Origin of the sequence: Rhizobium sp. G21, assembly GCF_014158035.1 — a bacterium.
Taxonomy (GTDB): domain Bacteria; phylum Pseudomonadota; class Alphaproteobacteria; order Rhizobiales; family Rhizobiaceae; genus Rhizobium_E.
Window position 1 is genome coordinate 197750 of record NZ_JACFXW010000001.1, and the last position, 19351, is coordinate 217100.

The 19351-nt window shown below is 63.7% G+C and carries 17 protein-coding genes; 8 read left to right on the top strand and 9 right to left on the bottom strand.

Features of this window, described 5'->3' with window-relative positions:
* Window positions 1–1333 precede the first annotated feature (1333 nt).
* Together H2O14_RS01090 and H2O14_RS01095 are read right to left on the bottom strand one after the other, a co-directional pair.
* Complete coding sequence (locus tag H2O14_RS01090) at window positions 1334–4414, bottom strand: hypothetical protein (RefSeq protein ID WP_312858648.1); 3081 nt, start codon at window positions 4412–4414, stop codon at window positions 1334–1336.
* On the bottom strand, window positions 4369–6384 hold the full coding sequence (locus H2O14_RS01095) for a hypothetical protein (protein WP_182826175.1): 2016 nt from the start codon (window positions 6382–6384) through the stop codon (window positions 4369–4371). The genes H2O14_RS01090 and H2O14_RS01095 overlap by 46 nt, the downstream gene beginning before the upstream one ends.
* Before the next feature lie 435 nt (window positions 6385–6819).
* Here H2O14_RS01095 and H2O14_RS01100 point away from each other — a divergent pair, with 435 nt between their 5' ends.
* Entirely contained in the window at window positions 6820–7188 is a 369-nt protein-coding gene (locus H2O14_RS01100; protein ID WP_182826176.1) for an Hpt domain-containing protein, read from the top strand.
* Between the two features lie 88 nt (window positions 7189–7276).
* Window positions 7277–7597: a 2Fe-2S iron-sulfur cluster-binding protein gene (locus H2O14_RS01105; RefSeq protein WP_182826177.1), complete on the top strand. Its 321-nt coding sequence runs from the start codon at window positions 7277–7279 to the stop codon at window positions 7595–7597.
* 330 nt (window positions 7598–7927) lie between these two features.
* Here H2O14_RS01105 and H2O14_RS01110 read toward each other — a convergent pair whose 3' ends face one another.
* The gene (locus H2O14_RS01110) at window positions 7928–8533 is read right to left on the bottom strand and encodes a DUF922 domain-containing Zn-dependent protease (protein ID WP_182826178.1); all 606 of its coding nucleotides are present in this window, start codon (window positions 8531–8533) and stop codon (window positions 7928–7930) included.
* A 116-nt stretch (window positions 8534–8649) separates the two neighbouring features.
* Between H2O14_RS01110 and folP the strand changes: the two genes are divergently transcribed.
* From folP to folK, 3 genes are read left to right on the top strand one after another with little or no spacing between them, the layout of a single operon-like run.
* Window positions 8650–9522 (top strand): dihydropteroate synthase, encoded by an 873-nt coding sequence (gene folP, locus H2O14_RS01115; RefSeq protein ID WP_182826179.1) that lies wholly within the window; start codon window positions 8650–8652, stop codon window positions 9520–9522.
* The gene (gene folB / locus H2O14_RS01120) at window positions 9519–9893 is read left to right on the top strand and encodes a dihydroneopterin aldolase (RefSeq protein ID WP_182826180.1); all 375 of its coding nucleotides are present in this window, start codon (window positions 9519–9521) and stop codon (window positions 9891–9893) included. The genes folP and folB overlap by 4 nt, the downstream gene beginning before the upstream one ends.
* On the top strand, window positions 9877–10395 hold the full coding sequence (folK, locus tag H2O14_RS01125) for a 2-amino-4-hydroxy-6-hydroxymethyldihydropteridine diphosphokinase (protein ID WP_409526936.1): 519 nt from the start codon (window positions 9877–9879) through the stop codon (window positions 10393–10395). Before folB ends, folK begins: the two co-directional genes overlap by 17 nt.
* Window positions 10396–10450: 55 nt before the next feature.
* Here the strand turns inward: folK and H2O14_RS01130 are convergent, their stop codons facing one another.
* The 4 genes from H2O14_RS01130 to H2O14_RS01145 all read right to left on the bottom strand — a co-directional run bounded on the left by H2O14_RS01130 (window position 10451) and on the right by H2O14_RS01145 (window position 14253).
* A complete protein-coding gene (locus H2O14_RS01130; RefSeq protein ID WP_182826182.1) occupies window positions 10451–10996 on the bottom strand; it encodes a hypothetical protein in 546 nt (181 codons plus the stop codon).
* Window positions 10997–11194: 198 nt separating this feature from the next.
* Entirely contained in the window at window positions 11195–12226 is a 1032-nt protein-coding gene (locus H2O14_RS01135; RefSeq protein ID WP_182826183.1) for a YcjF family protein, read from the bottom strand.
* On the bottom strand, window positions 12223–13695 hold the full coding sequence (locus tag H2O14_RS01140) for a YcjX family protein (RefSeq protein WP_182826184.1): 1473 nt from the start codon (window positions 13693–13695) through the stop codon (window positions 12223–12225). The genes H2O14_RS01135 and H2O14_RS01140 overlap by 4 nt, the downstream gene beginning before the upstream one ends.
* Before the next feature lie 54 nt (window positions 13696–13749).
* Window positions 13750–14253, bottom strand: a complete 504-nt coding sequence (locus H2O14_RS01145; protein WP_182826185.1) for a SixA phosphatase family protein — start codon at window positions 14251–14253, stop codon at window positions 13750–13752.
* A 306-nt stretch (window positions 14254–14559) separates the two neighbouring features.
* Here H2O14_RS01145 and dksA point away from each other — a divergent pair, with 306 nt between their 5' ends.
* The 3 genes from dksA (at window position 14560) to H2O14_RS01160 (ending at window position 16880) form a co-directional block, all read left to right on the top strand.
* Window positions 14560–14979: an RNA polymerase-binding protein DksA gene (dksA, locus tag H2O14_RS01150; RefSeq protein ID WP_182826186.1), complete on the top strand. Its 420-nt coding sequence runs from the start codon at window positions 14560–14562 to the stop codon at window positions 14977–14979.
* A 273-nt stretch (window positions 14980–15252) separates the two neighbouring features.
* A complete protein-coding gene (locus H2O14_RS01155) occupies window positions 15253–16536 on the top strand; it encodes an O-acetylhomoserine aminocarboxypropyltransferase (protein WP_182826187.1) in 1284 nt (427 codons plus the stop codon).
* A complete protein-coding gene (locus H2O14_RS01160) occupies window positions 16533–16880 on the top strand; it encodes a cupin domain-containing protein (RefSeq protein WP_182826188.1) in 348 nt (115 codons plus the stop codon). Before H2O14_RS01155 ends, H2O14_RS01160 begins: the two co-directional genes overlap by 4 nt.
* A 57-nt stretch (window positions 16881–16937) precedes the next feature.
* On the opposite strand, the gene H2O14_RS01165 is transcribed toward H2O14_RS01160, so the two are convergent.
* Together H2O14_RS01165 and H2O14_RS01170 are read right to left on the bottom strand one after the other, a co-directional pair.
* Complete coding sequence (locus tag H2O14_RS01165) at window positions 16938–17954, bottom strand: hypothetical protein (RefSeq protein WP_182826189.1); 1017 nt, start codon at window positions 17952–17954, stop codon at window positions 16938–16940.
* A gap of 41 nt (window positions 17955–17995) precedes the next feature.
* Window positions 17996–19243 (bottom strand): cytochrome P450, encoded by a 1248-nt coding sequence (locus H2O14_RS01170; protein WP_182826190.1) that lies wholly within the window; start codon window positions 19241–19243, stop codon window positions 17996–17998.
* Window positions 19244–19351 lie beyond the last annotated feature (108 nt).

A 19351-nucleotide genomic window follows, 5' to 3' on the forward strand; every position in this document is an offset into this window, starting at 1 on the left:
GAGCGCATGGTGTTCTCGATGTCTTCGGAGCGACGGACGAGGCCGACGGCCAGCGCCTGCAGCGCTTCCTCGCGTTCGGCGAGCGTCGACACCAGGTTGGACTGCGCCGCGCCCAGCAGGTTCGAGGCCTGGCCGAGCACCTTGGAGTGATCGTCGAAGCGTCCCACCAGCGCGCCGATCTGACCGAGCGTGTCGTTGGAGACCGAGGAAAGCCTTTCGGCATTGCCTTCCAGCAGGCGCGCCGCCGCGTTGACCGAATCCGAGGCGCGGGTCGCGCTCTCGGTGAAGCGGTCGGCGGTGCCGGTCAGAGTCTCGTCGATCGCGCCGAGGTTGGCGGCGGCTTCGGCCACCAGTTGCTTGAGGCCGGCATTGCTCTGGCCGAGCGCGTCGATGAGGCCGAGGGCGGTGGAGCGCAGCGACTGCTCGCTGTCGCCGAGCGCGCGAGCGGCTTCCTGCGTGCGGCTGGAAATGGCGTCCACCAGCGCGGCGTTCTCGCCTCGCAGCAGGGCCGCGCCCTGTTCGGCGGCGCTGCGGATGTCTTCCGCTGCCGTCTGACCCAAGCTCTGCAGGCTCTCGGCCGCCGGCCGCGCCTTTTCCTCGATCAGGCGGTTGAGTTCGGCCGAGCGGGCGGCCAGCATGGAGTTCAGCTCGCGGGTGCGATCGTCGAGCGTCGTGCGGATCGCCTCGTTGCGGGCGGCCAGCGCCTGCTCCGCCGAGGTGAGGCTCTGGCTGATCGCGGCGCCGTCGTTCATCACCTTCTGCTGCGCCGCGCCCACCTGTTCGGCGAACTGGCTGGCGTTGCGGGCGAAACTGCTGGTCAGCGAGTCGGTCTGCGTGGCGAGCTTGCCCGTGAAGGTTTCGGCTTCGCCGGCGATGCGGCCGGTGAAAGCCTCGGCGTCGTGGACGAGCTTGCTCGCGAAGCTTTCGGTCTCGGTCGCCAGCTTGCCGGTGAAGGCGTCGGCGCCGGAGGCGAGCTTGCCGGCATAGGCGTCGGCTTCCGACACCATCCGGTCCGAGAACCGATCCGCCTCGCTGGAGAGACGCGCGCTGATGAGTTGCGCGTCACCGGTGAGCCGGGTGGCGAACTGATCGGCGTTGCTCTGCACGGTGCTGGCGAAGCTCTCGGCTTCTTCGGTGAGGCGGCTCGAGAAGCCGGCGCTGCGCGCGGCCATCTCGTCGGCATATTCGAAAGTCTTGCCGGAGATCTGGTCGATCGCCCGCCGCGCTTCGTCGTCCATCGATTGCGCGGCGTCGATGACGGCGGAACGGAGGGTGGAGGCGAGGCCGGACGCTTTGCCGTCTATGGTGCGCGACACGTTTTCGAGACCGATCGTCAGCGCGCGGTCCATCGTCTCCAGCCGTTCGTCGAGATGCGCCGTATGGCTTTCGAGCGTTTCGAGATCCGGCTCGCGCCGGTTTCGGTGACGCGGTCGAAGGACTGGATCTGCGTTTCGATCAACGAGCCCAGTTTCACGCCGGCTTCGTCGATGGTCTGGGCGAAGCGGCCGGCGTCGTCGCGGATGCCGGTCTCCAGGCGGTCGAAGCTGGTGAGGATGCGGCCGCCGGTCTCGTCGAAGCGGCTCGACACCGTCTCCAGCGCGCCGTCGATTCGCTGGCTGAAGGTTTCGGCGACATTGGCGATTTCCGCCGCTCTTTCGCCGAAGCGATCACTGAGAGCCTGCGTGGAGCGGTTCATCGACTGGTCGAGATCCTCGGAGGCCGTCGCGATCGCCTGCTTCAGCGCATTTTCGCGTTCTTCGAGCTTCATGTCCAGCATCATGATGTTGGACAGCATCGAGGCCGCGCCGCTTTCGAGCCGTTCGTCGATCGACACGGTCGAGGCTTCGATGGTTTCCTGCAGCGCCTGTCGATGGGCGGAAATCTGCGCCGACAGGCGCTCCGCCATTTCGTTGAGCGTCAGCGTGCTGTCGTTCAGCGTATCGCGGATGGCGCCATGGCTGAGTTCGACGCCGGCGTTCAGATTGGACAGGGCCGAGAGGAACTGGTCGTCGAGCGACTGCGCCACCCCTTCCACGGCGCGGATCATCGAGTCCTGCCGTTCGGCGAGACCGCTTTCCAGACGTTCGGTCGCGCCGGTCAGCGCCTGACGCAGAGAAGCTTCGCCCTGGCTCAGCGTGGCGTCGAGACGCTCGATATGGCCGAGCACGGCGTTGGAGCCGCGCTGGAAGCGCTTGTCCAGCGCTTCGCCGGACTGCTCGAGAGCCTGGATCAGAATCTCCTGCCGCAGCGACAATTCGCCGTCGAGGCGGCTCGTCGAGACTTCGATCGCCTCGCGCATAGACTGTTCGCGCGCCTCCAGCGTCATGTCGAGCGACATGATGTTGGACAGCAGGTCCGTCGCGCCGCTGTCCATCTTTTCGCCGATGGTGCGCGCGGTGGCGTCGAGCGATTGCAGCAGGCTCTCCTGGCGCTGGGCGAGATCATGGTCCAGTCGACCCGTCGACTCCGCGATCGTTTGGCGAAGCTCAGCTTCGCGCTCGCCGAGCCTCGCGTCGAACTGATCCACGGAAGAGGAGATGGCCGCCGCGCCCGTGTCCAGCCGCTCGCCGATCGCGCGCGTCGTCGCGTCCAGCGTCTGCGCCAGGCCTTCCTGACGGCGGGCGAGATCGCCGTCCAGCCGGGCGGCGGAGGATTCGATCGCGTCGCGCAGCGAAGCTTCGCGGGCTTCGAGCGTCATGTCCACCGACATGATGTTGGAAAGAAGATCGGCCGCGCCGGTGTCGAGCCGTTCGCCGATCGCCCGCGACGTCGCATCGAGAGACTGGACGAAGGTTTCCTGGCGGCGGGCGAGATCGCTGTCGACGCGCTCCACCGAGTCGGAAATCGTCTGCGTCAACGCGATTTCGCGCGCGCCGAGTTTGGCGTCGAACTGGTCGATCGACGTCGCAATGGCCGAGACGCCGGCGTCGAGCCGGTCGTTGATTGTCCGCGACGTCGCGTCCAGCGACTGGACGAGGCTCTGCTGATGCAGGCCGAGCTCGCTTTCGAAGCGATTACTCGCCGCGGCCACGGCGTCGCGTAGAGCCGCCTCGCGCTCTTCGAGTTTCATGTCCAGCATCATGATGTTGGACAGCATGTTGGCCGCGCCGGTTTCCAGCCGTTCGTCGATCGAATGGGCGGAGGCGTCGACCGTGTCGCGCAGAGCGTCGCGGTGCGACGCGATCTGGGCGATCAGCCGTTCGGCGGTTTCTTCGAGCGTCAGGCCGCTTTGGCCGAGCGTCTGGCGCAAAGCGTCATGGCTGCGCTCGACATCGGCGTTGAGCCCGCCCACGGTGGCGATCAGGCGCTCGTCGAGCGACTGGGCGAGATTTTCGATCGCGGTGGCGAGGCTCGCTTCGCGTTGCGCCAGCGTGTCTTCGATCTTACGGGCATTGGCGTTGAGCGCCATGGCGCTCGCCTGCATGCGGCTGTCGAGCGAATCCGCGGTCGCGTCCAGCACCTGGCGCAGGCTGCGCTCGCGCTCGGCGATCTTGTCGGAAAAGCTGCCGGCGCTGGATTCGAAATCGGTCGCGCTGCGGGACAGCGCATCCTTCAGCTGGCCGGTGGTCTGCTCCACCGACGAGGTCAGCGAATCGGTGGCGCCGTCCACCGCCGAGGTCAGTTTCTGGGTGGATTGCTCCACGACCTCGCGCAGACGGCTTTCGCCGTCCTCGAACGACATTTCCAGCATGCTCGCGCCCATGGCGATGCTGGCGCCGATTCCGGTGGCTTGTTCGTTGATGGTGTCGTCGAGCTGCTTGCGGCCTTCTTCCAGCGCGACGGTGATCGCGTTGGAGCGGTCTTCCAGCGTCTGGCGGATCAGGTCGTGGGTGGTGGCGAGCTGGATGCCGAGATCGGCGCCGCCGTTTTCAAGCGCTTCGGAGATGTCGCGCACGCCCTGTTCGATCGCGCCCTGCACGAAGCGGGCGCTTTCCTGGGACGAGGTCGCGATGCGGTTCGCGCCGTCGCCGAGCGTCTGCTCGATTTCGCCCGTCAGCTCGCGCAGCGTCTCGTCGATCCGCTTCTGATGCTCGCCGTAGACGGCGGCGATGGTGATGGCGTTTTCGCCGAGCGTCTTGGCGAGCCGCGAGCGGGCGTCTTCGGATGCGCCGGTGATCAGTTCGGAGCCGCGCGTCATTGCGGTGTCCAGACGCTGCTGGTTGTCGGCGAGCGTCCGTTCGATCGCCTGACCCTTTTCGTCGAGCATGCGGGCCAGATGCTCCGGCGTCGAGCCGATGGCGTTTTCGATGCGGGCTCCGCCTTCGGCCAGCGACTTCTCCAGCCGTTCGCCGCCGGTGGCGACCGCGGTTTCGATGCGCGCGGCGCTGTCGGCCAGCGACCGTTCGAGGCTGGAGCCGCGTCCGTCGATCAGATCGGAGAGGCGGCGTTCGCCGTCGCCGATGGTCTCGGATATGGTTTTTCGGTCTTGTCGAAGGCGGAGATCAGCGCGCCCGAGCGTTCGGACAACAGCGCGCCGAGACGCTGCTCGCCGCCCGACAGCGTCTGGTCGAGCTTGCGATTGGTTTCGTCGAACGCCGCCGCAATTCCCGACGAACGGTCGTCGAGCAGGCTCGACATGCGATCATGGCCGGTGGAGATGGCGGTTTCGATCGCCTGGGTGCGTTCGGCGATCTTCTGCGCCAGAGCGTCGGCGCGCGCGCCGAAGCCGCTGTCGAGTTCCTGATTGGCGCGGCCGATGACCTGGGTGATGTCGCCGACCTTGGCGTCGAGGGCGGTCTCGATGACCTCCTGGCCCGCGCCGAGCGCCGTCTCGATGGCCACGGCCTGCCCCATGAAGGATTGGGCGATCCGTTCGAGCGAGGATTCCAGCGTGCTGGACAGCGCGTCCTGGCCCTGGCCGAGCGCCTTGTTGATGCGGGTGAGGCTTTCGTTGAGCTTGGCGTCGAGCGAGCCGCTGCGTTTGTCGAAGGCGTCGGCGAATTCGCCGAGCCGGCCGTCGAAGGCCGACGACACCTGGTCGACCGAAGACTTGAGACGCTCGTCGAGGAAGGCGGTGCGGACGTCGAGATCCATGATCGCATCGTCGGCCGTCGTCTTGAGCGCCTGGCGGAAGCTCTGATTCTTCTGGTCCAGCGTCGCGTTCAGCGATTTCAGCATCGATTCCAGCGAATTGCTGATGACGCCGCCGCTGTTGGTCAGCGTCTCGTTGATCTGCCGGGTGCGGGCGATCAGCGTCTCGTTGAGCTGCCGGGTGCGGTCGGCGAGCGCCGCGTTCAATTTCTCCGTTGTGGCGTCCACCATCGAGGCGCGTGTCTCGAATTCGGACAACAGCTTGTTGCCGCGCTCGTTGATCGTCACGCCCAGCGTTTCGATGCGGGTGTCGAATTCCTCGGTCAGCGCCAGGCCGGAGGTTTCGAGCGCGCCGACCAGTTCTTCGGTCTTCTTGGACAGGACCGAGCCGATCGTATTGGCGACATTGCCGCTCTTCTGCATGATGATCGCGGCTTGGGTGTCGATCATCTGGGCGACGGCTTCGCCCGACGTGGCGATGTTCTTGGCGATGGTCAGGCTGGCGCTGGCGAGTTCGTCGCGGAGCAGGTCCTGTGCGCCGGTGATCGAGGACCGCACGCGCTCGGCATGGCCGATGATCGCCTCGCGCTCGCTGCCGAGTTCCTGCACCAGGCTGCGGACGCGCAGTTCGTTGTCGCTGTAGCTGCGTTCGAGAGCGTTCACTTCGGAATGCACCAGCGTTTCGAGTTCGGAAGCGCGCGCGATCGTGCGCTCGATGCCCTCGTTCATGGCCGAGACTTCGCGACGCACAGCCTGGCCGACGGTCATGATGCGCTCGGCGGCGATGTTTTCCGGCTCGGCCAGTCTGAGGGCGACTTCGGCCATCGAGCGGGCGGCGTTCTTGAGTTCCTGCGCCCGCGCGATCATCGAGGCGAAGGCGAAGAAGATCATGATCGGGAAGAGGATGCCGATCAATGTCGCCAAGGCGCCCGGAATGGCGCCGAGATCGCGCAGAGACGAGATCTGCCAGATTTCCGGCGCGTAGAGAAAATGCGCGGCGACCAGCCCCAGAATGACCCAGAGCGCGGAAATGGCCGCGGCGATCCGCATGGGCGATTTCGAGCGCGGCGTGTCGAAGCCGCGGGTGAGGGCGGCCGAAGCCGTGGGAAGGGGATCGTTGGCGGGGCGGTGAGAGGGCGCTCTCGGCGCGGGCTCCGGGCCGAGCGAACGCGCATTGTCCGCCTTGCGCTGCTGCGCAGTCTTCCCGGTCTGGTTTGCAACGTCGGACACACGGCTCTCCCGCTTTTGCGGCTGCGTTCCGGAATGGTCGTCCTGAAAGTCGATCGCCAGGGCCTCTTCCAACGCCCTGTAGGCGTTTTCCGACACGGCGTCGTTTTCGCTCTTAATCGTCATTCCGAACTGCCTCGTTTTACTACCTCGCCGCGGCCGCTCCGAGCGGAAGCGAAACGTCGAGGCCCTGTATCCGATCCGGAGATTGTCGCATGCCGCGCCTCATGCGGCGATGGATGCGCTTCCCGGGACCGTCACTTTCGCGGCCGCTGGTTAAGGACGGCCTTTTTACCCACGTTACGTAGTGGCACAGAAGCCGTTTTGATACAATCACTTGTGGGGAAGCTCCGCGCAAGGTTGAGGAGATATTAACGACAATTTTGCCGCGCCCGCTCAAAAAACCAAGCGTTTAGGCGCGTTTAGATATCGTTAACCATCTTTGCAGAATGCCTTCCCTGAAAACGCCCCAATTAAGCGTTCTTGCGTCCATCGCTGCGACACTGCCGATCATAAGAAAACTCGCATGTGTCACAAACAAACAAGAACAGGGAAATGAACATGGCAGCCGCATCCGTCGCCTTCGAAGCCCCCGACAACTACGCCTCCGTCGCGCCTTCGCGGGCTCGCCCCATCGATCTCGTCCATCTGGCGCGCCAGACGTCGGGCGACAAGAACCTCGAGCTCGAAGTCCTCAACATCTTCGCCCGCCAGGCGCGTAACTGCATGGCGGAACTGTCGTCGTCGGCAAACGACAATCGCTCGGCCATCGCGCACCGCCTCAAGGGCGCCGCGCTCGCCATCGGCGCCTTCAGCGTCTCCACCGTCGCCGAGAAGGTCGAACATGACGCCGACGACGCCGCGGCGCTCGCCATGCTCGGCGCAGCCGTCATCGAAGCCGAAAATTTCATTCTCAAGCTGTCGCGTTGATCTCCCCGGGCTTTCTCAGCCGTTGTTGACGCATTTCTGAATATGTTGGAAAAGGCTCGCCAGTCTTTTCCAACTCGTCAGGACAATCATGCCGAAACTCACCTTCGTCGCCTTCGACGGCGCCCGCTTCGATGTGGACGTCGCCACTGGATCCACGGTCATGGAAGCCGCGATCCGCAATTCCGTTCCCGGCATTCTCGCCGAGTGCGGCGGGGCCTGCGCCTGCGCCACCTGTCATGTCTATGTCGACGACGCCTTTGCGGACAAGGCCGGTCGTCCCGATCCCATGGAGGAGGACATGCTGGACTTCGCTTATGACACCCGCCCCACCTCGCGCCTGTCCTGTCAGATCAAGATGACCGACGCCCTCGATGGCCTGGTCGTCCATATTCCGGAAAAGCAGAGCTGACGGCGTTCCGGAGTCCGGCAAAAAAATGCCTCGCTCGACGGTGAAGGCGAGCGAGGCAAGTAAGACGCATCGTCAAACAGGCGAGGGAGGAGACACCTGTTGCCACTCCAATGCGTCGGGGAAACCACACATGACACCGTAAGGAAGGCTGCTCTACGCTGCGACCGCTTCGACCTGTTCAGTGATTGAGAACCTATTTAAGTTAGTCCGCAAGTTCAATTGGGACAAATGGCGGGCCAATTAACAGGAAGTGCGCAAGCTACGCGCAAGCCTGTTACTCCATTTGGGCGGATTTTGCGGATTCGAGAGCGCCCGAAACGGCCGGGATCGTTATTCGGCGCGGCCGGTCGCCCGATAGCGCAGCAGGCGCGTCATCCGAGCGCTGAAATTTGCGGCTTCGATTCGGTCGAATCGCTTCTGATCCGCGTCATGCGCTTCGAGTGCCTCTGCGGTGACCCGCGAGACCTGGGCCTTGAGCGTTTCGCAATCGCGTTCAGGCCGAAGCGCGCGCAGCGCCTTTTCGAGCGCGCGGGCATGGTTGCGGGCGATTTCCGCATGCCGCTCCTCATGCCGTTTGATGTCGGCCGACAGCGTGTCCCACAGCAACCCCATGCGGGCGTCGGCCTTCGAGCGGTTTCTCCATCGCGGCAGCGTCATCTTCGTGGTCAGCAGAATGCGCGCCTCGCCGATGCTGCAACGACCTTTTTCCGCCACGTAGGACGCCTTTCCGGAAAAAGTGACGCGCGTCGCGCCGGGATGCCGACGCCCAGTGCCGAGCAGCGGGCCGCGTTCGGCCATTTCCCGGTCGAGGTCGGCGGCCGTCTTTCCGCCGATGCTGAAATAGGTGACGGTCTTGCGCGCGATCATTTCGGATTGTGCGGAGGGAGCGATCGCGAGAACGGCGGCGACAAGCGCGAGGCGGGCCATTCTCTTCATCGGTTCACTCCTCGCATCCCCGGCGCGTCTATGCCGTCCGCCGGCATTTTCGGTGATTGTCTGTCGGCGCGCAATATGCAATCAGCAACCCAGCACATTCCGAGCGGAGATCCCGGATGACCTCGCCCTTCGCGCCCTTCGACTGGAAACTCGCGCATGGACGCAGCCTGACGCTGGGTCCGGACGCCGTGATCATGGCGGTGATCAACGTCACGCCCGATTCCTTCTCCGACGGCGGCCGAAATCTCGCGCTCGACAGCGCCGTGGAGAATGCTCTGCAGGCAGTGAGGGACGGCGCGGCGATCATCGATATCGGCGGCGAATCCACCCGGCCCGGCGCAGCCCCCGTATCGGCCGAGGAGGAGCAGGCGCGCATCCTTCCGGTGATCGAGCAACTGGCGCGCCGAACCGACGCGCTGCTGTCCGTTGACACCTACAGGGCGGAGACCGCGCGGTCGGCGATCCGCGCCGGCGCGCATATCATCAACGATATCGAGGGGTTGCAGAAAGATCCTCAGATGGCCCCGGTGGCGGTGGAGGCCGGCGCCGGCGTGATCGCCATGCATACCGGAAGAGGTCGCGAAAAACTGGCCGATCCCATCGAGGATCAGCGGCATTTCTTCTCGGCGACGCTCGCCGTCGCGAAGGCGGCCGGACTTGCTCGGGAACGGATCGTGCTCGATCCCGGTTTCGGCTTCAACAAGGAAACGCCCTCCGAGAATCTGGCGCTGATGGCCCGGTTTGACGAGTTGATCGCACTCGGCTATCCGCTTCTGGCGGGAACGTCGCGCAAACGGTTTCTCGGCGCGCTGACGGGCCGCGAACCTGCCGAGCGCGACGTGGCCACCGCGGCGACGAGCGCCCTTCTCAGAATCTCGGGCGCGGCCATTTTCCGCGTCCATAATGTCGCAATCAACCGCGACGCCCTGCGCGTCGCCGATGCTATTCTCAAGGCCCGCGAAACGGATGGGCGAGGAACACCTGCATGACTGGCACTTACACGATCACACTCGCCAACTGCGCCTTCTTCGCGCGCCACGGCGTCATGGACGAAGAGGAAGTGCTCGGACAGCGCTTTTTCGTCGACGCCGAGCTCGAAGTCATGCCGGCCGGCCCGCTCGAGCACGACGCGCTGGAGACGACGGTCGATTACGGCGTCGCCTTCAAGTTGATCGAGAAAATCGTGACGGGCCGCCGTTATTACCTGATCGAGGCGCTGGCCACTGAGATCGCCCGGGCGCTCGCCCAACAGTTCCCGCAGATCGTGCGGGCCAAGATCACCTTGCGCAAGCCGAATGCGCCGATTTCCGGCGTTCTCGATTATGTCCAGGTGTCCGTCGAGCATCATGCCCAACGCTGAGGCCGTCGCCTATCTCGGGCTCGGCGGCAATCTCGGCGATCCCGTCGCCAATATGGCCGAGGCCTTGAGACGCGTCGACGAACGCCCTGACTGTCGGGTGGTCTCAGTGTCGCGCCTCTACCGGACGCCGCCCTGGGGCAAGACCGATCAGGACTGGTTCTTCAACAGCGCGGCGGAGATCGCCACCACGTTGGAGCCCTTGTCGCTTCTGCGTCTCTGTCTGGAGATCGAGCGGTCGATGAAGCGCATCCGGGTGGAGCGCTGGGGCCCGCGCACGATCGATCTCGATGTGCTCGCCTATGGCGACCTGCAGATGTCGACGGATGACTTGACCCTGCCGCATCCACGGATGACCGAACGCGCCTTCGTGCTCCAGCCGCTCGCGGACGTCGCCCCGGGCCTGATGATCTCCGATCGTCCGGTCACCGCATGGCTCGCCGAAGTCGACGCCGCGAGCATCGAACTGGCCGACGCCGATCGAGACTGGTGGCGGCGCGCATAAAACAAAAAGGCCGGCGCATCCGCCGGCCGATATTCAGATCATCGAGTTCAAGCTTTCACTCGACCGAGCCGACCGCGATCTCATCCGTCTGGCGGTTCAGCGACATGCCGATCACCGGGATCATCGTTTCGTCGACCTTGACCGAAATCGTCACGGTCATGGAATTCTTGCCCTGCAGGCGGGCGATCATCGCTCCGTTCAGACGGGCGCGGGTGATGCCGACGACCATCTTCTGGCCTGTCACGTTGCCCGAGACGATGTCGAGGCCCTTGCCGGCCGCGCCGTCGAGGAACTTGCCCTTATAGCTGCGTCCGTCGGCCATGATGGTCGCCTTCATCGGCTGCTTGAAGAAGCCGACGCGGCAATGGCCGTCGAGCGTCATGCCGGTGGACTTGCCCTCGGTGACGCCGGTGAGCGTGCATTTGAACTTGGTGCCCTTGTACTTGCCGGCGACGATTTCGCCCGGGCCGCTCCACTCGCCGGCGACGCCCTCGAAGAACACCTTGTCGCGGCTGCCGGCTTCCGCCGGCGCAACCATCGCCGACCCGAAGGCGACGAGGCTCGCAAAGCCAAGGACGAATGGGGTAACGCGCGAAAACATTGAGCTTCCTTCCGGGTCAGCCGCTACTGGAACTAAGGCGAGTTTTGGCCGATATTGGTTAACGGAGAGTTTCGATATAGTCGTATTTAGCCGTCTCTCTCCGCGGATGGGAAGCGTTTCAGGCCGCGAGCGAGTCTCCCGCCGCCATAGGCCGCGGGGGCTGTTGCGCGGTTGCAACGGCAAGCCGTCCGAGATCGTTTATCCACCGGAATATCCGGTCAGATCCCCTACGAAATCACTGACGCCGGGCCGCCGCTGGGCGCGGAATGGAAGCGGACGCAGCAGATCCATGGCCGCGATGCCGATTCGCGCCGTCATCAGGCCGTTGACGACGCCTTCGCCGAGGCGCGCGGAAATCTTGGAAGCGACACCGTGGCCGAGCACCTGTTGGGCGATGCCGTCGCCGACCGCGATCGAACCGGTGACGGCGAGATGGGCGATCACGTCGCCGAACAGCCGCAGCATGCCGAGACGGCCCGGCCGGGTGCCATAGGTCTCGGCCACCGTCCGCACCAGCCGCGCCGATTCGAACAGCACATAGCCGAGATCGACGATGGCGCGCGGGCTGACCGCGGTCACGATCGACACCCGTTTGCTGGCGTCGAGGATCAGCCTTCGCGCGCGGCGGTCGGCGGGAGAGAGCAGTTCGAGCTCGGCAAGCCGGATCAGGCCCTCTGGATCGATGACGTCCTGTTCTGTCGCCGCCAGCGCCTTGCGGCCCGATTCGGTTTCCGGGATAGACGCCGACAGCGCCACGAGCCGCGCCACGACGGCGCGGGCATGGGCGGGTTTGCGGTCGGCGAGGGCGATTTCCGCCTCTCGCTTCAGGTCCTGCACCGACGACAGCCGGCGCAGCGCCCAGATCTCGCGGCCGACCATGCCGAGCGCGGCGAGCACGGCCACGACTGTCAGCGTCAGCGCCGTGTAGCCGAGCCAGTCGGCGCGGGCGTAGAGATCGCGGATCAATCCGTCGAGCCACAGCGCGAAGGCGGCTGAAAACAGCAGGCCCAGCGCGCCCGTGAGGATGGAAAGCAGCGGCAGACCTCTGCGGCGCGGCGCGGCCACCGGCGGTTCCGCCATCTGCTCGGCCAGAAACGGGTCGTCCTGCGCCGCGGTCAGCGTCACGTCGGCGTCGAAGGCGGCCGGCGCCCGCGGCGATTTCGGCGCGGCCGGCTGCGGTTCGTTCAGGGAAAACGCCTGGGGAGGGCGGCTCCGCTTATCGTCGGTCATGTCAGCCGGTCTCCGATGAGGAACTGGAGGGCGCGGTCGAGGCGGATATGCGGCAGCGACAGTTTCACGCCGCCGCCGGTGGCTTCGATCTCGGGCGGCCTGAACCTGACGATGTTGATCTGCGGCGGTGCGGTCGCCGCGACCTGTTCGTCGCGGTCGAAATAGACGTCGGGGTTCGACGGCAGGTCGCCCGGAAACACCGCCGTCTTCTTTTCGCCGTCGAAGGTCTCGCCGCCGATCTTCTCGCCCAATATCGGGGTGCCGACGATCACCGGCAGCGTGTCGCCGTCGCGGGACACGGTCGCCTCGCGGGTGGCGCGCACCGAGGCGAGAGCGATCACGTCGATGCCCGCCCCGGTCCGGCCGATGCGCTTGACGGCGCGATCGACCATGCGACGGGTGATGGCTTCCAGCCGGTCATGACTTTCATGATGCAGGTGATCGGCTTTGGTGGCGGCGATCAGGACCTTGTCGATCTTCCGCGTCAGAAGCGAGCCGAGAAAGGAATTGGCGCCGGGGCGGAAAGAAGCCAGCACGTCGCCGAGCGCCGATTCGAGATCCTCGATCGCATCCGGCCCGCCATTGATCGCCTGCAACGCGTCGACGAGCACGATCTGTCGGTCGAGACGCGTGAAGTGGTCGCGGAAGAACGGCTTCACGACATGCGCCTTATAAGCCTCGAAGCGCCGCTCCATCATCGCCTGGAGACTGCCTTTCGGCGCCTTGCCGGGCAAGAGCTTGACGAGGGGCGCAAAGGTGAGCGCCGGCGAGCCGTCGAGATCGCCGGGCATCAGAAAGCGGCCAGGAGCCAGCGAGGAGAAGGCCTGTTCATCGTCCTTGCAGGCGCGCAGGTAAGCGGTGAAATCCTGGGCCAGATCCCGAGCCGTCATCTCGTCGGCCGCCGCATCCGGCGGGATCCGTTCGGCGCGCGCCAGCCACTCCCGGGCGAAGGCGGCGCGGCGCGGTTGGCGCGCGAGCCGCGCGGCCTGTTCGCAGAAGCCTGCGAAATCCTGCGTCAGCAGCGGCAGGTCCATCAGCCATTCGCCGGGGTAATCGACGATGTCGATCGACAGCTTTCCGGGCGACAGCCAACGCCCCCAACCCGACGCGCTCTGATAATGCAAGGTGATGCGCAGCTCGGAAATCGCCCGCGTCGATCCCGGCCAGATCCGTTTTCCGACCAGCGCCTTGACATGATCCTCATATTGAAAGCGCGGCACGGCGTCGTCGGGCTGCTCCTCAAGCGCCACCGATTTGATGCGCCGGGACCTTTGCGCTTCGAACAACGGCAGACGGCCCTCGTTGAAGAGATTGTGGATCAGCGTCGTGATGAACACGGTCTTGCCGGCGCGGGAAAGGCCGGTCACGCCCAGGCGTATGGAGGGATTCAGCAGCCCGGCGGCTTTGTCGCCGAGATTTTCGAGCGCGATCCGAGCTTCATCGGTGAACGAGGTGGGGGAAGGAGACAAGGCGACATCCGCATGCGTTTCTGTGAGTTCAATATAGGTCGCCTGGATCGGAGATCAAAGCGGCGCGATCATGTCTACGACCGCCGCAGCTTTCGGCCTCAGGCGCGCGGGACGCTCAAAATCGAGAACCAGCAATCCGGCCGTCGGGTAGCCGAAGGCCAGTTCCGCCGGCTGCTCTTTCGCAAATTGCCCGGCAAGCGCCTCGATCATCGGGTTATGGCCGACGATCATCAGCGCCGGCTCGCTCACATGGCGTTCGATCAGCCGGCGGTAGGCGTCGGGACCCTGATCGTACAGCGCTTCGTCGAAATCCACTTTCGCGGCCCCGAACACGTCGACGACGGCCAGCGCCGTCTCCCGGCAGCGACGCGCCGGCGAGGCGATGATCCGGTCGGGCTGGTAGCCGGCGGCATAAGCGCGTATGGCGACGTCGCGGATGTCGGCCTGTCCCTTGCGATCGAGCGCGCGGTCGAAATCGCGACCGCCCGGCTCAGGCCAGGCGGCGTTTGCGTGGCGCAACAGGAAAAGACGGAAAAACGGACTTATGGGCGACGTCATCTCGTTCTATCCGGCTCGCTACGGCATGATCGTCGTTTAAACCAGCCGTGCCGGGAAAGGTCAATCCTGTGCCGGATCGGGACGCGATGTCACGGGCCGGTGAATTGCGTCGCCTCTGACGCAGCGTAACGCAGTCCGCCTGCGGCCGCCCATTGGCAAGAAAGGTAATTCTTGCACGAAAAATAACCACTTAGCACAAGAATATGACAGATTTAAAATTTGTTAAAGCCGCGCTTTCCGCTTGAAACCAAAAGGCGGCGGAGCTATAGAGCCGCCTTGTACGGGTTGTTCTTCAGGAGAAGCGCGTTGAGTGAGAGTATCGATCTTACGAACTATGTTCCCTCGGAAAACGAAGAATTCATGAACCCGAGACAGCGAGCATATTTCCGGACCAAACTGATCGCCTGGAAAAACGAGATCCTGCGCGAGGCGCGCGAGACGCTCGGCCATCTCGCCGAAGAGAGCGCCAACCATCCCGATCTCGCCGATCGCGCGTCTTCGGAAACCGACCGCGCCATCGAACTTCGGGCGCGCGACAGGCAGCGCAAGCTGATTTCCAAAATCGACGCCGCCGTGCAGCGTATCGACGACGGCACCTACGGCTACTGTGAGGAAACCGGCGAACCGATCAGCCTCAAACGTCTCGACGCAAGGCCGATCGCCACGCTGTCGATCGAAGCGCAGGAACGCCACGAGCGCCGCGAAAAAGTCTACCGCGACGAATGATGTTCAAGGCCGCCTCCGAGCGGCTTTTTTATTGTTCCGCTGCGCTTCGGCTTCGTTGGCGAAGGGCGCCTTCCGCCACATAGTCGGTTGCTTTCCTTTTCGGCGTGACCGGGCGTCAGAAAGTTGTTTTGAAAGAATATTTCAGGCTTGAGCGATATCCAGCGCAAATTTTGCGCGCGCTTCTCTCGGCAGACGTTATAGTCGCCGTTGCACAATCATCACGGCGTTTCCGGGATATGTCTTTTCGGAACGCGCCGACCAAGGGAGGACTTCATGAGCAAAGACAATCCGGGCTTTTCCACGCTCGCCGTACACGCCGGCGCGCAGCCTGATCCGACCACCAAGGCGCGCATCACCCCGATCTATCAGACGACGAGCTTCGTGTTCGACAATGCCGATCACGCCGCCGCTCTGTTCGGCCTGCAGCAGTTCGGCAATATCTACACCCGCATCATGAACCCCACCCAGGCCGTGCTCGAAGAGCGCGTCGCCGCGCTCGAAGGCGGCACCGCCGCTCTGGCCACGTCTTCCGGTCACGCCGCACAGTTGCTGATCTTCCACACCATCATGAACCCGGGCGACAATTTCATCGCCGCCAAGCGCCTCTATGGCGGCTCGATCAACCAGTTCGGCAACGCCTTCAAGAGCTTCGACTGGCAGGTGCGCTGGTCCGACATGTCCGATCCCTCCGCCATGGAAGCGCTGATCGACGAAAAGACCAAGGCGGTGTTCATCGAAAGCCTGGCCAATCCCGGCGGCACCTTCGTGGATATCGCGGCCATCGCCGAGATCGCCCACAAGCACGGCCTGCCGCTGATCGTCGACAACACCATGGCCTCGCCCTATCTCGTGCGCCCGATCGAGCACGGCGCCGACATCGTCGTCCACTCGCTGACCAAGTTCATGGGCGGCCATGGCAATTCCATGGGCGGCATCATCGTCGACGGCGGCACCTTCGACTGGTCGGCCTCCGGCAAATATCCGATGCTGTCGGAGCCGCGTCCGGAATATGCCGGCGTGATCCTGCACCAGACCTTCGGCAACATCGCTTTCGCGATCGCCGCCCGCGTGCTGGGTCTGCGCGATTTCGGCCCGACGATCGCGCCGATGAACGCCTTCCTGCTGATCACCGGCATCGAGACGCTGCCGCTGCGCATGCAGCGCCATTGCGAAAACGCGCTCGCCGTCGCCAAGTGGCTCAAGTCGCATCCGAAGGTCGGTTGGGTCAGCTATGCCGGTCTCGAGGATGATCCGAACAACGCGCTGCAGAAGAAATATTCGCCCAAGGGCGCGGGCGCCGTCTTCACCTTCGGCCTGAAGGGCGGCTACGATTCGGGCAAGACGCTGGTCGAAAGCCTGACGCTGTTCTCGCATCTCGCCAATATCGGCGACACGCGCTCGCTCGTCATCCATCCGGCCTCGACCACGCACCGCCAGCTCACCCCCGAGCAGCAAATCGCCGCGGGCGCCGGCCCGGATGTGGTGCGACTGTCGGTCGGCATCGAAGACGCCTCCGACATCATCGCCGATCTCGAACAGGCTCTGGAAAAAGCATGACCAACTACGCCCTCGGCTTCGATCTCTCCTCCGTCACTCCGGAAACCGGCGCGCCTGCGCCGGACAGGCTGATCGCGGGAGAACCGGTTTTCACAACCTGGAACATCGAAGAGGCCGAGGGCGGCCTCTATGCCGGCGTGTGGCGATCCACACCCGGCAAGTGGCGTATCGTCTATGACGAGTGGGAATATTTCCATATCCTCGAAGGCTATTCGATCGTCACGGAGGAAGGGGGCGAACCGATCCACCTCCGCGCCGGCGACAGACTTATCCTGAGGCCCGGTTTCATCGGGACATGGGAAGTGGTCGAGACGACGACGAAGGATTATGTGATCCGGGTGTAGCGTCGCTGGTGCCGAATGGGTCTTTCGAAAAGGGCGTTTCGGGCGTCAGCAGATTCGTCAGCGCAAGTCGACCCTTACAAACTGCTGTGTTCGGAGAGCCCAGGCATAAAGAATATACCCGTTCTCAAGTTGCACAGTCATCGAGGCATGATTGTGATCAGGATTATATGCGAAGGGAATGGGGGGCGCCCGTGCGGTTAGGAAGCTCATGTCCCACCGGGATGTGAGCGGACGACCGCGGGAGGCGAGCCAATAGGGTTTGCCCATAGCCACCTGCTCAGCTTGAGAGGCAAAGCTGTCCGCCGTGTATGCCGCAAGGCATACCAAAACGACAATACCTGCGGTTAGCCCGAAGCCGACGCTTGCAAGGGAAAAAGATCGCATCCTTCGGCCGGCAAAGCCGATCGTCGCTGCGGCGATGCCGATCGAGATGAGCACGAGATAGACGGCTTTTCCAGGCCATTCCGAAAAGACCCCGAAATAGCCGATCTCAACGGAGACGAGAAATCCGGCGCCGAACAATACAGCATTATCGACAGGCAGTTTCTCGATCGATCGGGCGATCTTTGGGGTATCAATCCATTCATATCGAGCCAGTTGTCGTGGTAGCATGATGAGCGGAGCGCCTGCCAAAGCAAGAAACGCTGCTAAGTCCACCATGCCAAACCGCATATTCGGCGTTAAGAACAAGGCTCCACATATCGTGAAAACGACAGCTGCCGTGAAAATCCAAAACAACGCGCCGGTCAGCATCGCGTGCACCAGTGAGCTGCCAAGGGGAACAATATCTGGCTTCGTGCGGGCATTAGCGGCATTCACCGCAAGCGCGATTACCATAGCCGCCGAGACGGAAATCGGAACGAAGTAAATTCCAAATGGCGCCGCCTGCCAATCCTCCAAAATGGCGAAACTGTAGATTTCGGAAACGCCAATGGTGAGATAGAAGGCTAGATACAACCAGCATACTTTGCGCCATGCACCGTGCAGAAACGTGAGGCATGCATAAGTAACAAGCGCTGGCCAGATGAAGATCAGAGTATAAAACAGAGTTTCTCCAAGTCTGTCTTCCGTCATTCACGAGATCTTTCTTCGATGATCGTCTTTCTTTGCTTACCTCACCACTCCAGATCAAGCCGCTCCAGTCCGTGGAAGTGATACACGTCCTTCACCACGGGCTCCCGGGCGATCCGCATCTTCGGCAGCCGCTCGAACAGGATCGGCAGCGCGATGTTCATTTCCAGCCGCGCGAGCGGCGCGCCGATGCAGAAATGGATGCCGGCGCCGAAGGAAAGGCTGAGGCCTTCGTCGCGATCCGGCTTGAAGGCGAGGGGATCCGAGAACTTTTTCGGATCGAGATTTGCCGCGGCGAGGATCAGGCCGATCTCGTCGCCCTTGCGGAGTTGCACGCCGTCGACTTCGACATCCTCGAGCGCCCAGCGCTTGAAGATATGGACGGGGGCGGAAATTCGGAAGCTTTCTTCGACGGCCAATTCGGTGCTCTTCGCGTCTGAAAACAGCGTCTTCGGGTCGTGCTCGGAGCCGAGGATGATGTTTACCGCATTGCCGATCTGGTGAACGGTCGCCTCGTGGCCCGCGTTCAACAGCACGATCGCCGTCGAGACGAGTTCGTCCTCGGTCAGGAACTGGCCATCGCGGGCCGGAGACAGCATCAGCGTGAGAAGGTCATCCTGCGGATTGGCGCGCTTTTCCTTGGCGAGCGTCTTCACATAATCGGCGAATTCCCGCGCCGCCTTATTGGCCAGCGTTTCATCTTCCGCGGTGCGGCCGAACATGTACATCCGCACGTAGTCGTGGCTCCAGTCGAGCAATTGCCGCCGCATGTCCATCGGCACGCCCATCATGGCCGCGATGATGGTGACGGGGATGACCTCGGCGAAGGAGGACAAAAGCTCCGTGCCGCGGTCGGGCGCAAAGCCGTCGATCAGTTCGTGACAGAGCGAGGTGATCTCGGGCCGGAGCTTCTCGATCTGGCGCGACACGAAAGCGCGGTTCACCAGCGTGCGCAGCCGGGTATGCTCGGGCGCTTCGAGCGACAGAAGCGATTTCGACTCGGCGCGATCGAAATCGGCGAGATCGGCGCGCGGCTCCGCCCAGCCCAACTCTTCGCGGCTCATCACATGGGTGATCTGCCGGCCGAAGCGGCGGTCGCGCAGGAAGGCGTTCACCGTGTCATAGCCGGTGAAATACCACTGCTTTTCTTCCTCCCACCAGAAGGTGGGCGAGGCGGCGTGCATGGCCGCGTAAGCGATGTTCGGATCGCGGTAGAAGTCTGGATTGCGGGCGTCGAGCGACACGCGGCGATTGCCAGCGTCGAATTTGAAATAGGAAGGGAACTGGGACATGCGGGGGTACTCGTGTGACTTCGCCGGGACTTTATGGACAGGCCCGCGAAAATTGCAATGGCGCCGCTCCTGTCCTATATTCAGTCCTGTTGAGCGGGAGAACGGCCA